Origin of the sequence: Pseudomonas sp. PDM25 (assembly GCF_019219045.1) — a bacterium.
In the GTDB taxonomy this organism is placed as follows: domain Bacteria; phylum Pseudomonadota; class Gammaproteobacteria; order Pseudomonadales; family Pseudomonadaceae; genus Aquipseudomonas.
Genome location: NZ_JAHUWL010000006.1, coordinates 335,298 through 348,806, shown reverse-complemented (window position 1 = coordinate 348,806; position 13,509 = coordinate 335,298). Strand labels below are relative to the sequence as shown.

The window sequence follows — 13,509 nt, the reverse complement described above, 5'->3', positions numbered from 1 at the left end:
ACTTTAAACGTCAGGGCCTGTGTCCCGTGAAACATGGAGTTTTTTATTGCGCCTCAAGGCATCAACGCTGACGCGCTCGTTTATCTTCCACCTGACTCGCATTCGGAGCATTTATCTTGAAATTTGAAGGTATTTATACGCCAGCAGTAACTCCTTATAACTCGGACGGGGAGATTGACTGGAATGTGTACTCGCAAGTTTTGGAGTCGCTGATTGAGGCGAAGGTGCACGGCATTATTATCGGCGGGTCGACCGGCGAGTATTATGCGCAGACCTTTGAAGAACGCACCGAGTTGGCGGCCTACGCCAAAGATGTGATCGGCACTCGGGTGCAACTAATCGTCAGTACCGGGGCGATTCGTACCGAAGATGCGGTTCAGTACGCCAAGGATGCCAAATCGATCAAAGCGGACGCCATTCTTGTTACGTCCCCGCCTTACGCGTTGCCAACCTCACAGGAAAACGCGATTCACGCGCTCACTATCGATCGCGCAGCGGACTTGCCGATCATGCTTTACAACTATCCGGGGCGCATGTGCGTTTCGATGGATGAAGAGTATTTCACCCGTGTCAGCCAATCGAAAAACGTTGTCGCCATCAAGGAAAGTTCCGGCGACATGGGCCAGGTGCATAGGCTGGCCCTGCAGTTCCCCAACATCGCCTTGTCCTGCGGATGGGACGACCAGGCCCTCGAGTTTTTTGCCTGGGGCGCTCGCAGTTGGGTGTGCGCAGGTTCCAACTTCCTGCCCAAGGAACACGTTGCGCTTTATGAAGCCTGCGTGATCGAAAAGAACTTCGACAAAGGCCGTCAAATAATGTCAGCGATGATGCCGCTGATGAATGCTTTGGACGGCGGCAAGTTCGTGCAGTCGATCAAGTACGGCTGCGAAATTGCCGGATTGAACGTCGGTAACGTGCGCCTGCCATTGCAGCCACTTGAAGCGGACGAAAAGCAGAGTTTCGCGTCGGTCATTACTGAACTCAAACGTAACGTAGCCAACATTTCTTCGGGAGCCAGCCATGGGTGATCTTCTGAGCAAGGCCGACTATGCCGCTCTGGCCAAAGACATTTCGTTGCCATCCAAGGCGTTCATCAATGGCGCGTTTAAACCCGCGATCTCTGGCAAAACCTTCGCCACGAATAATCCGGCGACGGGGGAGTTTCTGACTGACGTCGCTGCGTGTTCGTCCGAAGATGTGGACTTCGCGGTGAGCAATGCCAAGGAGGCCTTTGAGGATGGACGCTGGAGATCTATTTCTCCTCGGGAGCGCAAAGCGGTTCTGTTGAAGTTTGCAAACCTGCTTGAAAGCCATCAATACGAACTGGCCGTCCTCGAAAGCCTCGATAGCGGCAAACCGGTCAGTGAATGTCAGTTGGTCGACATCCCGGACACCATCCACACGATCCGCTGGCACGCAGAACTGATTGACAAGATTTATGACAACACAGCACCGGTTGGCAGCGACGCGCTGACTATGGTGGTCCGGGAGCCGATCGGCGTGGTGGGCTGCGTATTGCCCTGGAACTTTCCACTGCTGATGCTGGCCTGGAAAATCGGCCCGGCGCTCGCTGCGGGCTGCTCGGTCATCGTCAAACCTGCTGAACAAACCTCGCTGACCACGTTGCGTGTCGCTCAGCTGGCGTTTGAAGCCGGTATACCCGCTGGTGTACTCAACATTGTGACCGGCACGGGCAAAGACGTCGGTGAGCCCATTGGTTTGCACAACGATGTCGACATGGTGAGCTTCACGGGCTCCACCGCGACCGGCCGCCGCTTCCTGCATTACGCCGCCGATTCGAACCTGAAACGCATCGTTCTTGAGTGCGGCGGAAAAAATCCGGCCGTGGTGATGGACGATGCCCAGGACCTGGATCTCGTGGCTCAGCATGTCGTCAACGGCGCGTTCTGGAACATGGGCGAAAACTGCTCCGCGACTTCACGTCTGATCGTCCATGCGTCGGTTAAAGACGAACTGCTGGAGCGCATGGGCGCCTACATCCGCGAATGGAAGATGGGTGACCCACTCGATCCGCAGAACCGCGTAGGGTCGCTGGTCAGCCCAGAGCATTTCGCAAAAGTGAAGTCGTACCTTGAGCACGCCACCGCCGGAAAGCTTCAAGTTGTTTACGGTGGCGCGACCAAAGACGGTGCCTTCGTAGAACCGACGGTGATTGACGGTGTTGGTCGAGACGACCGGCTGTTCCAGGAAGAGATCTTCGGCCCGATTCTTTCAGTCACCACGTTCAACACGATCTCCGAAGCCATTGCCCTGGCCAATGACACGGTGTACGGCTTGGCGGCCTCGGTTTACACCGCCAGCTTGCGCCGGGCGATCAAGTTGTCGCGGGAAATTCGTGCCGGCATCGTCACCGTCAACTGCTTTGGCGAGGGTGACGCATCGACACCATTCGGTGGCTACAAGGAGTCAGGCTTCGGTGGTCGGGACAAATCCATTTTCGCCCATGACCAGTACACCGAAATCAAAACCATCTGGATCGATGTGTCTGATCGGTCGGACGAAGAGACCGAAAAATGAGCAGCCATACCATCAAGCGCCTGCCGGTAGACACCGGGGTTTCAGGTTGGGAGGCGATTTCCGCACGCACTGCGCCTGTCCGCATGCTTGATGGAAACGTGACGGCGGATTGGCTGATTATCGGTGCCGGTTTTGCCGGCCTGTCCGCCGCTCGCAGACTTTCACAGTTACACCCGGGTGACAGCATTGTTGTGGTCGATGCTCATGAAGTCGCCAAGGGGCCTGCGGGCAGAAACTCTGGTTTCATGATCGATGTGCCGCACAGTCTGTCGTCCGGGGAATATTCCGTGGCGAGTGAGTCTGCAACGGCCCTGGAAATCACGCAAAATCGTTTTGCGATTGCATTTGCTGCTGAAGCTGCGCGGGAGTACGGCATGTCCGCCGACACCTTCGACCCTTCAGGGAAGATCAACGCGGCCGCCACTGAGCGGGGATTGAAGCTGAACGTCAATTACGCTCAATCCCTTGAGCGCATTGGCGAAAAGTTCGAGATGTTTGATGCCGCGCAAATGCGTGAAATCACCGGGTCCACCTATTACCACGGTGGGATCTACACTCCCGGCGCGGTGATGATTCAACCCGCGCAATACATTAGAGACCTGGCAGCAGGGCTCGACGGGAAAATCACGCTGTTCGAGCGCTCTCCGATTATTGAGTTGACCAAACAGGGAAGCGGTTGGAGCGCTCGATCTCATAACGGTACGGTGCACGCACCCAAGGTCATCCTGGGGGTTAACGGGCACATTGAAAACTTCGGCCATTATCAAGGACGCCTACTGCACGTCTTCACTTACGCGTCCATGACGGCGGCGTACAGTGATGATGAATTCAGGAAAGAGGTGCCGGGTAAAGCCAAGTGGGCCTTACTGCCAGCGGATCCAATGGGCGCGACCGTTCGCAAGATCTGTTCAGACGGTCTCTCGCGAATTGTCATTCGGACAAAGTTCACCTATGAACCAAGCATCCAAGTCACTCCAGAGCAGGTAGCTGCGGTGGCTAAGGAGCAGCGTCACTCCCTGGATGCGCGCTTTCCCGAGCTGAAATCCACGGCGCTGGAATTCAGTTGGGCCGGCCGCCTGTGCCTAAGTCGTAACAGTGCTGCGGCATTTGGCGAGATTGAAGAAAACCTGTACTCGGCTTGCTGCGAAAATGGACTGGGTACTGTGAAAAGCACCCTGGCAGGTGTGATGGTTGCGGAATTGGCATCGGGTACGCGTTCGGAGTTTCTCGATAGCTTCAGTCACGCGCCAGGCCCCAGCAAGCTACCCCCCAAGATAATAACGAAACTGGGCGTCAGTTCGGTTATTCGCTGGCATGAGTTTTGGGCCGGGCGAGAAGGTTAACAAATTTAAGTTGTCGGCTTTTCCAATAAAGGCCGTTTAACAAGTCACTAATAAGAACGGAATAATCCATGAGAAATATCTGGAAGGCATCCTGCAAAGGGGAAGGGCATGACCGAAGTGCAATTGAAGAGCGACCGAACAAGAAATACTGCGCCCACTGTTGCCGCTAATCCTGGGGTCGCGAAGCCCCAATTCGGGATCTTTCTATGCTTGCTTTCAATGCTTATCTTTGCGAGCCAGGACGGAATAACCAAGGTGCTTGTCAAAGACTTCCCGGTTGCCCAACTGGTCATGATGCGTTATTGGGTGTTTGTCGTTTTTGTACTCGGATATGCCGCCTGCCACGGTAGGGCAAAAGCGTCGTTTCGCAGTAAGCACCCCTGGCTGCAAATCATTCGAGCGTTGCTGGCTGTGGGTGAAACCGTACTGTTTGCAGTGGGGCTACGATATTTGGGCCTGGCCGAAATGCATGCACTCTATGCCGTATTTCCGCTGATGACATTGGCATTGGCGGGGTCGGTGCTTGGGGAGTTCATAGGGCTGCGGCGCTGGGTTGCTGCGGCGATAGGGTTCACCGGCACACTGATCATTCTCCGACCAGGCGCGGGCGTCTTTGAACTCGCGGCGCTGATCCCCCTGCTGGCTGCTTTGGCGTTCGCGGTGTTCAACGTACTGACGCGCCGGATTAGCCAACACGACTCCTTTGCTACGAACATGCTCTACATGGCAAGTGTGGGTGCCCTGACGGTCACATTTGCGGGGCTGCCTGCATGGGTGACTCCGACTCCAGTCCAGGGCCTCTTGATGGGGATCCTGGCATTGACCGGAGTAGTCGCACAGATTCTCTTCATTCAAGCACTGAAATACGCGACCGCTTCTTCTCTGCAGCCGTTCAACTATGCGCTTCTGGTGTTCGCCACGTTGATTGGTGTGATCGTGTTTGCCGAGCGCCCGGACACCTGGGTGGTTGTCGGTGCAGCGTTGGTGATTATTGGGGGGCTGTATGCGATTAAGGCAAAGGCGTGAACGTACCTGAGTGTATGAAGTAATCAATGCGTGGTTGGTTTTCAGGGCGAGACACGGCGATAAAAAAGGGCAGCTCAAAGCTGCCCTTTCCCCAACCTACTCCTTAGGCCGCGCTAAACAGCTTGTGCGGATCCATGACAAATTTCTTCGGCACTCCGGCATCGAACTCGTGGTAACCGCGCGGCGCGTCGTCCAGGCTGATCACCTGCACGCCGACGACCTCGGCAATGTGAATGCGGTCCCACATGATCGCCTGCATCAGCTGGCGGTTGTACTTCATCGTCGGGGTCTGGCCGGTGTGAAAGCTGTGGGACTTGGCCCAGCCGAGGCCGAAACGGATGTTCAGGCTGCCATGCTTGGCGGCTTTGTTGACCGCACCCGGGTCTTCGGTGACATACAGACCGGGGATACCGATATTGCCGGCGACCCGCACCACGCCCATCAGCGCGTTGAGCACTTCGGCCGGGGCCTCGTGCTGTGCGCCGTCATGGCCGTGGCCACGGGCTTCGAAGCCGACCGCATCGACCGCACAATCGACTTCCGGCTCACCGAGCAGGTCGGCGATTTGCTCGTGCAGTGGAGTGTCCTTGGTCAGGTCGGCGATCTCAAAGCCCTGAGCCTTGGCATGCGCCAGACGCAGCGGATTGACGTCGCCGACGATCACTACCGCCGCACCCAGCAGACGGGCGGAGGCGGCGGCAGCCAGTCCGACCGGACCGGCGCCGGCGATATACACCGTGCTGCCAGGGCCGACACCGGCGGTCACCGCGCCGTGGTAGCCGGTCGGCAGGATATCGGAGAGGCAGGTCAGGTCGCGGATTTTCTCCATTGCCTTGTCGCGGTCGGGCAGCTTCAGCAGGTTGAAGTCGGCATACGGCACCAGCACGTATTCGGCCTGGCCGCCAACCCAGTCGCCCATGTCCACATAGCCATAGGCACCGCCGGGGCGCGCCGGGTTGACCGTCAGGCAGACGCCGGTGTGCTGCTCCTTGCAACTGCGACAACGGCCGCAGGCGACATTGAACGGCACCGAGACCAAGTCACCGATTTGCACGTTTTCAACGTCGCGGCCCTTCTCGATCACCTCACCAGTAATTTCATGGCCAAGCACCAGCCCGACCTGAGCCGTGGTCCGGCCACGCACCATATGCTGGTCGGAGCCGCAGATATTGGTCGAGACCACGCGCAGGATCACGCCATGGTCAACGCGCTTGCCGCGCGGGTCTTGCATTTTCGGATAGGGGATGGTCTGCACCTCGACCTTGCCTGCGCCGAGATACACGACACCACGATTACCAGACATGATTTCACCTCGCTTTTGTTGTTGTGAGAACACGGCCCTTGTACTAGGAAGGGTCGCGTGGCCTTACAGTGCGGCGGTATATGTCTTGCGTTTGCGCGTGAATGCAGATTGGTTGGAAGTCACCTTCCAACGACGCGTGATTAGCCGTCATCATATCGATCCTACGCCTGGTATCAGTACCCGGCGAGAGCATTTAGCACCCAATCACCACCAGTTTCAGGACTCTCAACTGTGCATACGCGAACTCTCGCGGCATCGTCAGTTCCGACCGAGTTGGGCGAATTCGATCAAAACGGCAGTGGCAGTTTCGCCGTGCGCCCCCCATCCACCACAAGCACTTGCCCGGTGATAAAGGCCGATGATTCGGAGGCCAGGAAAACGACTGTCCCGCCAACATCCGCCGGCAATCCGGTACGCCCGACCGGATGAAGGCGCAGGAGTGCCTGGCGCGCCGCACGCGGATCAGTTTGAGCGGCGAGGTACGCATCACTCAACTCGGAATTGATCCACCCTGGAGCAATGGCATTGCAGCGGATCCCGTCCCGGCCGAGATCGATTGCCAAGGCTCGGGTCAGCCCATGGATGCCGGCCTTGGAGGCACAGTACGCGGCATGTTCAGGGTTGGCGCCTATCCCTTCGATCGACCCGATATTGATAATGCTGCCGCCGCCTCGCAGACGCATCTGTGGCACCAACGCCTTGCACAAGAATGCTGGCGCCCGCAGATTGACTGCCATCATGCGATCCCAGTCCTGCTCGGTCATATCATCAATGGATTTCTCGAACATGAACCCGGCGTTGTTAACCAGGACATCGATTCCGCCAAGCTGCTCCTGGGCGAACTGGGCAATCAAATTGGGTGACTCCATCGAGGCGAGATCAGCTTCGACGAAATAGACTTGAGGGTGATTTTGCAAGTCGGCGTCCAGTGCCTGACGCTGAGCGATCAACACAGAAGCTCCCGCCTCAAGCAATTGTTCGGTGATGCCTCGGCCAATCCCTCTGCCGCCCCCGGTCACCACTACATTCTTACCATTGAGCATCGCTACCTCTCCTTAGCCGGATACCGGCTTAGCGCCTGTGACTTCCACCGTTTCACCGGCGATGTACCTGGCCTCGTCGGACGCCAGAAATGCGATGACATCCGCAATGTCTTCAGGCTCGGCGATACGGCCTAATGGCACGCTTTTGTTCAGTTCTTGCACGGCCTTATCCGGATCCAGGCCACGACGCTCAAAGCCGCTGCGTATCATTGGGGTATTGATTTCGTGCGGGCACACGGCGTTGACGCGGATGCCCAAAGGGGCGCAATCGCGGCCCAGGTTCTTGGTTAACGCCGCGACGGCCCCTTTGCTTGTGCAATACGCCACGTGGGCGGGGCCGGGATAAATGCCCCAGACAGATGATGTGTTGACGATTGCGGCGCCCGGGCGATTTTTCATGTGCGGTATCGCGGCACGGCAAATGAAGAACACCGCATTCAGGTTTACGCCCATGGCGTCGAACCACATGTCGTCAGTGGTTTCCTCAATCGTGCCGCGGGGAATGATGCCCGCATTGTTCAATACGATGTCGATCCCCGAAAAAACATCGATAGCCGTTTGGACAATCGCTTCGCAATATTCTTTTCGGCGTAAATCGCCTGCCACGTAGTGCACTTCGGCTCCCAGATCACGGACTTTTGCGGAAATTGATTTGCAACCGGCTTCATCAAGATCAGACAAAACAAGCTTTGCGCCTTCTCGGGCGAACAATAATGCTAACGCCTGTCCGACACCGCCGGCAGCGCCGGTAATGACCACCACTTTATTATTGAATTTCATAGGGCAACCTGCCTGAAGTTTTTGGCGCAGCCATTATTTGGTTTCAATGGATCGCAGCGTCCAACAACTTTTTTACTGGGCCAAAGGATGACGTGGCGTTATCCAAAAAATCGCGCGCGCAACATCCTCTTGGCATGGCGAACATATGTCTAAAAAATGTACGCCGATGTACATGCCGTGTACGCCACAGATTCTGGGGTGTACAGTGACGAGGAATTTTCAAAGAAAGGTCAACCCGAATGTCACAGACAGGAAGGGCGAAAACCAAAGCGCAGGACGCAGGTTGGCGAGGCTCCGTCGATGGTTGGCTGGATGCCGCCTACGATGCTCTTAAAGAGTCGGGTGTGGATGCTGTGCGGGTGATGCCGCTGGCCAAGCGTTTGAATTTGTCTCGTACCAGCTTCTACTGGTTCTATGAAGATCGGGAACAGCTGCTAGCGGCGCTCCTGGCTCGATGGCGGGACAAGAACACCGGCGGTATGGTCAGCCAATGTGAGAGTTATGCAGAAAGTATTTCCGAAGCGATTCTCAACGTCTTCGAGTGCTGGCTGAACCCTGAGCTGTTCGATTCGCAGTTTGAATTTGCCGTGCGCAGTTGGGCGCTGCAATCGGACGAGGTCAAAGCTGAAATCGCTTTAGCCGATGAAGCGCGGATGAATGCCCTGGCCGCGATGTTCCGACGGTTTGGTTACGACGTCGAGGGGGCTGACGTTCGGGCCAGGACGATCTACCTCACACAGATCGGCTACATCTCGATGAAAACCGATGAAGATATTGTCGTGCGATTTCGACGGATTCCTCAGTACGTGAGCGTGTTTACCGGCAAAGTACCGAAGAGGCGCGAGCTGGACCGCTTTTATGGAAAGTTCGGCTACGCAGAAAAAGAGCCCGGTGTTTTCGTTCCCTTGGTCGATACATTCGAGGAGTCTCCTGCCGATGGAGAATAGAACCCTGGGCATCATTGGGGGCACCGGCTGGCTCGGCCGCGCAATCGCGCAGGCGCTCCTTGAAAGCGGCTTCATCAAGCCTGACCATTTGTTGATCTCGAACCGCTCCGGCGTCAGTACTTTCGAGCCAGGCGTGAGGCTGCTGGCCGACAACCAGCAGTTAGTGGATCTCAGCGATATTGTCGTGCTGTCCATCCGGCCGGAGCAGTTTCGCGAACTGCGGATCAACGCCCGCGGCAAGGTAGTGATTTCTCTGATGGCCGGAGTTCCGGCGGCAGCCATCAGCGCGGCAACCGGTGCGGATGTAATCGTGCGGGCCATGCCGAATGCGGCCGTGGAAATCAGGCAGTCGTTCACGCCCTGGTACTGTGCCGGAAACCTTGTTGAGCGCGACCGCCAGTGGGTGCAGCGACTGTTCGAGTGCGTAGGTTCGGCGGACGAAGTGCCTGAGGAAGACTGTATTGATTATCTCAGTGCATTGTCCGGGACTGGGCCGGCCTTCCCGGCGATGTTGCAAATGGCGCTGACTAATCAGGCGGTGGCTGCAGGAATTCCCCTAGCCATCGCGCAGCGCGCTGCACAAGGCGTGGTGGTGGGGGGCGGCCAGATGCTAGCCAGCCGCGATCCGCGGCAAATGATTGAGTCGTTGATGGCTTACCGTGGCGTGACGGCGGCAGCACTGCAGTCGATGGCCGATCAGAACATCGAGTCCATTGTGGGGGCGGCGGTAAAGGCCGGCGCTGAAGTTGCGCGTCGGGGAATGTAGCCAGGGCAGGGGATAGACAGTGAAGGCCCGCTGAAGGGCCTTCACTGTAGAAAGCGTCAACCGATTGCGATTATTCGGCCTTGAAGCAATAGACAGCCAGTTTGTTGCCATCAAGGTCCCGAGCGTAAGCGGCATAGGCATTTTCAGCCCAGCTACGCGAACCCGGTTGGCCTTCACAGGTGCCACCAGCAGCGAGTGCGGTTTCGTGGAATGCATGTACTGCAGCGCGATTCGGCGCTTCGAAGCTCACAGTCACGCCATTGCCAACGTTGGCAGGATTGCCATTGGCGGGTTTTAGCACGAAGAACGACGGTTTATCCACGCCCCAAATGGAGCCGGATTCATCAAGGTCGGCAACACGGTTAAGACCAATTTCTTTGAGAACACCATCATAGAAGGTCCGTGCTTTGGCAAGGTCATTGGTACCGACAGAGACATGGGTAAAAACAGACATTTTGATTTCCTTTGGGTTGTGATGCGGGTGTGAGCGCTGGCCGGTATCACGGCAGTGCCTTGGTCAGAAATGAATGACGGTGCGAATGCTTTGACCTGCATGCATCAATTCGAAAGCCTTGTTGATGTCTGAAAGGCCAAGGTTATGAGTGATGAAGGTTTCCAGCGGAATTTCGCCGGTGCTCGCTTTCTCGACGTAGCTGGGAAGCTCCGTGCGGCCCTTGACTCCACCAAACGCGCTGCCACGCCAGACGCGCCCGGTTACCAGTTGAAAAGGGCGGGTACTGATTTCCTGGCCCGCACCGGCAACACCGATAATGATCGATTCACCCCAGCCCTTGTGGCAGCACTCCAGAGCAGCTCGCATCAATTTGACGTTGCCGACACATTCAAACGAATAGTCCACGCCACCGTCGGTGAGCTCGACAATCACGTCCTGGATGGGCTTGTCATAGTCCATGGGGTTTATGAAATCGGTGGCGCCAAGCGATAGGGCGACGTCCCGCTTGGCCGGGTTGATATCAATGGCGATGACTCGCCCGGCGTTGGCCATTTTCGCGCCGATGATGGCTGCCAGCCCGATCCCGCCGAGCCCGAATATCGCAACGCATGCCCCGGCCTCGACCTTGGCAGTGTTGAGTACGGCACCTATGCCTGTGGTCACGCCACAGCCCAGCAGGCACACCTGCTCTAGAGGCGCATCCTTGGGGATTTTGGCCAGGGAGATCTCCGGCAATACCGTGTACTCGGAGAAGGTCGAGCAGCCCATGTAGTGGAACACTGGCTGGCCCTGAAAGGAGAAACGCGATGTTCCGTCAGGCATCAGGCCCTTGCCCTGCGTCACTCTGACTGCCTGGCACAAGTTGGTCTTGCCCGACAGACAGAATTTGCATTGTCGGCACTCGGCCGTGTACAGCGGAATCACATGGTCGCCGACCGACAATGACGTAACGCCTTCGCCGATCGACTCGACGATCCCACCGCCCTCATGACCCAACACGGCAGGAAAGATCCCCTCGGGATCGTCGCCCGACAGGGTAAACGCATCCGTGTGGCAGACACCGGTTGCCACGATTCGTACCCTTACTTCGCCAGCCTTGGGTGGTGCGACATCGATGTCCACCAGCTGCAACGGCTGTCCTGGGCCAAAAGCGACTGCCGCCTTCGATTTAATGGTCACTGCTGACATGGTTTCCCTCTTGTTCATGGCGAGCCTCCGTTCCAACAGGAATGGAGGTTCGGATTCAGATTTCTTTCACCAGGCGCAACGCGTCGTAGATGGCCGCGTGGGTGTTGCGAGCAGACACGGCGTCGCCGATCCGGAACAGCTGGAAACGTCCTTCGGGATTGGTGACGATGTTCTGTGCCGTGCCGGCTATCAGGTCATGCTGCTCTACCGCGCCGCCATTGGTGGAGAGAGGACGCAGGTCGAAGTACAAGTCGTCCAGAGGAAGAGTGCCGTGGTTGACGACCACCTGATCGACCACGCGCTGCTTGTGGACCTGCCCGTAATCGCTGCCAAAGGTTGCAACGAGCCCGTCATCACGTTTTTCCACTGTGTCGACCCGATAGGTGACGGTGAAGGTGACGTCCAGGTCCTGCAGGCTGCGCATGTAGGGCACCAGGTTCATGGCCATGACTTCAGGTGCAAACGAGCGGTCAGGGGTCACGATTTCTACTTTCGCGCCGCTATTGGCGATGACTTCGGCTGCCTGTAGAGCAGCATGATCCCCGGCATCGTCGAAGATCAGTACGTTGCGACCGGGCTTGATGTCACCGGAAATGATGTCCCAGGTTGAAACCACGAGTTCGTTGCCTTTGCGGAGCACCTCGGTATCCGGTAGACCGCCGGTCGCGACGATGACCACGTCAGGCTCGAAGGCTTGCACGGCGTCGGCTTCGGCCCAGGTGTTGAAATGAAACTTCACCCCCAGTCGTTCGCATTGCGCCATGCGCCAATCAATGATGCTGATCATCTCGCGACGACGCTCGCTCAATGCCGTCAGACGAATCTGCCCGCCAGGTTGGTCAGCCGCCTCAAGTACCGTTACATCATGGCCGCGCTCACCGGCGACCCGCGCCGCTTCCAGCCCGGCAGGGCCCGTACCGACCACCAGCACCTTGCGCTTGACCGCGGCTTTGGGAATGTCATGAGGCATAGTGGTTTCCCGCCCCGTCGCTGCGTTGTGGATGCAGTAGGCCGCGCCACCCTGATAGATGCGATCCAGACAATAGTTGGCGCCGACGCACGGGCGAATATCTTCTTCGCGCTTCTCGATGATTTTGCGCACGATGTGCGGATCGGTCATGTGCGCGCGGGTCATGCCCACCATGTCCACTTTGCCCGAAGCGATCGCGTAGCGCGCCGTGGCAACATCGGGAATCTTCGCCGCGTGGAAGGTCGGGAAGCCTGTTGCCGAACGGATCTCGCCAGCGAAGTCGAGGTGGGGTGAGTTGCGCATACCCTGAATCGGGATGACATCGGTCAGGCCGGCGTCCGTATCGATGTGGCCGCGTACCACGTTCAGGAAATCGACCAGTCCGCTGTCCTTGAGCATGTGGGATATCTGCATGCCCTCGCTGGCATTGAAGCCACCGGGCAGTTCTTCATCACCGGTGTAGCGAACCCCGAGCAGAAAGTCTTCGCCGACCCGTTGGCGGATGCCACGCAGGATGTCGAAGGTAAAGCGCATGCGGTTTTCCAGCGAGCCGCCATAAGGGCCGTCGAGGTCATTGGTCAACGGCGACCAGAACTGGTCCATCAAATGCCCGTAAGCCTGAAGCTCCAGACCATCGAGACCTGCCGCCTTCATGCGCTCCGCCGCGTCTACATAGTCCTTGATGATCCGCTCGATGTCCCATTCTTCCATTTTCTTCGGGAAGGAGCGGTGTGAAGCCTCGCGACGGTGTGACGGCGACACCACCGGCAACCAGTCGGCCTTGTCCCAGCGGGTGCGGCGGCCCAGGTGAGTCAACTGGATCATCACTGCCGCACCGTGTTCGTGGCATTCATCGGTCAGGTCCTTCAACCATCCGACCACTTCATCCTTGTAGGCGAGCACATTGTTGAATACCGGCGGGCTGTCTCGGGAGACGGCTGCGGAACCGGCAGTCATGGTCAGGGCGACACCGGCCTTTGCGCGCTCCACGTGGTAGGCGCGATAGAGATCCTTGGGCATGCCATCCACAGGGTAGGCCGGTTCATGGGAGGTGGTCATGATCCGGTTTCTGAGGGTCAGATTCTTGATTTTATAGGGTTGCAGCAAGGGATCGCTGGACATCGTGGTGCGCTCCAAAGTGGGCTTCATCA

The 13,509-nt window shown here is 57.5% G+C and carries 12 protein-coding genes; 6 read left to right on the top strand and 6 right to left on the bottom strand.

Translation table 11 applies throughout. From position 1 onward, the window contains the following. Window positions 1-116: 116 nt before the first annotated feature. From KW848_RS13875 to KW848_RS13860, 4 genes are all read left to right on the top strand, one after another. Window positions 117-1,028 (top strand): dihydrodipicolinate synthase family protein, encoded by a 912-nt coding sequence (locus KW848_RS13875; RefSeq protein ID WP_218537177.1) that lies wholly within the window; start codon window positions 117-119, stop codon window positions 1,026-1,028. Next, the gene (locus KW848_RS13870) at window positions 1,021-2,538 is read left to right on the top strand and encodes an aldehyde dehydrogenase (protein ID WP_218537176.1); all 1,518 of its coding nucleotides are present in this window, start codon (window positions 1,021-1,023) and stop codon (window positions 2,536-2,538) included. Before KW848_RS13875 ends, KW848_RS13870 begins: the two co-directional genes overlap by 8 nt. Beyond that, window positions 2,535-3,881 carry an FAD-binding oxidoreductase gene (locus tag KW848_RS13865; protein WP_218537175.1) on the top strand — a complete coding sequence of 449 codons (1,347 nt, stop codon included), beginning with the start codon at window positions 2,535-2,537 and terminating at the stop codon, window positions 3,879-3,881. The genes KW848_RS13870 and KW848_RS13865 overlap by 4 nt, the downstream gene beginning before the upstream one ends. A 108-nt stretch (window positions 3,882-3,989) precedes the next feature. Continuing rightward, window positions 3,990-4,907: a DMT family transporter gene (locus tag KW848_RS13860; RefSeq protein ID WP_218537174.1), complete on the top strand. Its 918-nt coding sequence runs from the start codon at window positions 3,990-3,992 to the stop codon at window positions 4,905-4,907. A gap of 103 nt (window positions 4,908-5,010) precedes the next feature. Here the strand turns inward: KW848_RS13860 and fdhA are convergent, their stop codons facing one another. The 3 genes from fdhA to KW848_RS13845 form a co-directional block, all read right to left on the bottom strand. Then, window positions 5,011-6,210 (bottom strand): formaldehyde dehydrogenase, glutathione-independent, encoded by a 1,200-nt coding sequence (gene fdhA, locus KW848_RS13855; protein ID WP_218537173.1) that lies wholly within the window; start codon window positions 6,208-6,210, stop codon window positions 5,011-5,013. Window positions 6,211-6,497: 287 nt separating this feature from the next. Continuing rightward, window positions 6,498-7,253, bottom strand: coding sequence for an SDR family NAD(P)-dependent oxidoreductase (locus KW848_RS13850; RefSeq protein WP_192407896.1), 756 nt, complete (start codon window positions 7,251-7,253; stop codon window positions 6,498-6,500). 12 nt (window positions 7,254-7,265) lie between these two features. Next, window positions 7,266-8,033 (bottom strand): SDR family NAD(P)-dependent oxidoreductase, encoded by a 768-nt coding sequence (locus tag KW848_RS13845; protein ID WP_218537172.1) that lies wholly within the window; start codon window positions 8,031-8,033, stop codon window positions 7,266-7,268. Between the two features lie 239 nt (window positions 8,034-8,272). Here KW848_RS13845 and KW848_RS13840 point away from each other — a divergent pair, with 239 nt between their 5' ends. Both KW848_RS13840 and KW848_RS13835 read left to right on the top strand, forming a co-directional pair. After that, window positions 8,273-8,980, top strand: a complete 708-nt coding sequence (locus tag KW848_RS13840; protein WP_033061698.1) for a TetR/AcrR family transcriptional regulator — start codon at window positions 8,273-8,275, stop codon at window positions 8,978-8,980. Further along, window positions 8,970-9,746 (top strand): pyrroline-5-carboxylate reductase, encoded by a 777-nt coding sequence (locus KW848_RS13835; RefSeq protein ID WP_218537171.1) that lies wholly within the window; start codon window positions 8,970-8,972, stop codon window positions 9,744-9,746. The genes KW848_RS13840 and KW848_RS13835 overlap by 11 nt, the downstream gene beginning before the upstream one ends. A gap of 70 nt (window positions 9,747-9,816) precedes the next feature. Here the strand turns inward: KW848_RS13835 and KW848_RS13830 are convergent, their stop codons facing one another. The 3 genes from KW848_RS13830 to KW848_RS13820 form a co-directional block, all read right to left on the bottom strand. After that, a complete protein-coding gene (locus KW848_RS13830; RefSeq protein WP_218537170.1) occupies window positions 9,817-10,200 on the bottom strand; it encodes a VOC family protein in 384 nt (127 codons plus the stop codon). Window positions 10,201-10,263: 63 nt separating this feature from the next. Beyond that, window positions 10,264-11,388 (bottom strand): S-(hydroxymethyl)glutathione dehydrogenase/class III alcohol dehydrogenase, encoded by a 1,125-nt coding sequence (locus KW848_RS13825; protein WP_218537250.1) that lies wholly within the window; start codon window positions 11,386-11,388, stop codon window positions 10,264-10,266. Window positions 11,389-11,443: 55 nt separating this feature from the next. Continuing rightward, window positions 11,444-13,480: an NADH:flavin oxidoreductase gene (locus tag KW848_RS13820; RefSeq protein WP_218537169.1), complete on the bottom strand. Its 2,037-nt coding sequence runs from the start codon at window positions 13,478-13,480 to the stop codon at window positions 11,444-11,446. Window positions 13,481-13,509 lie beyond the last annotated feature (29 nt).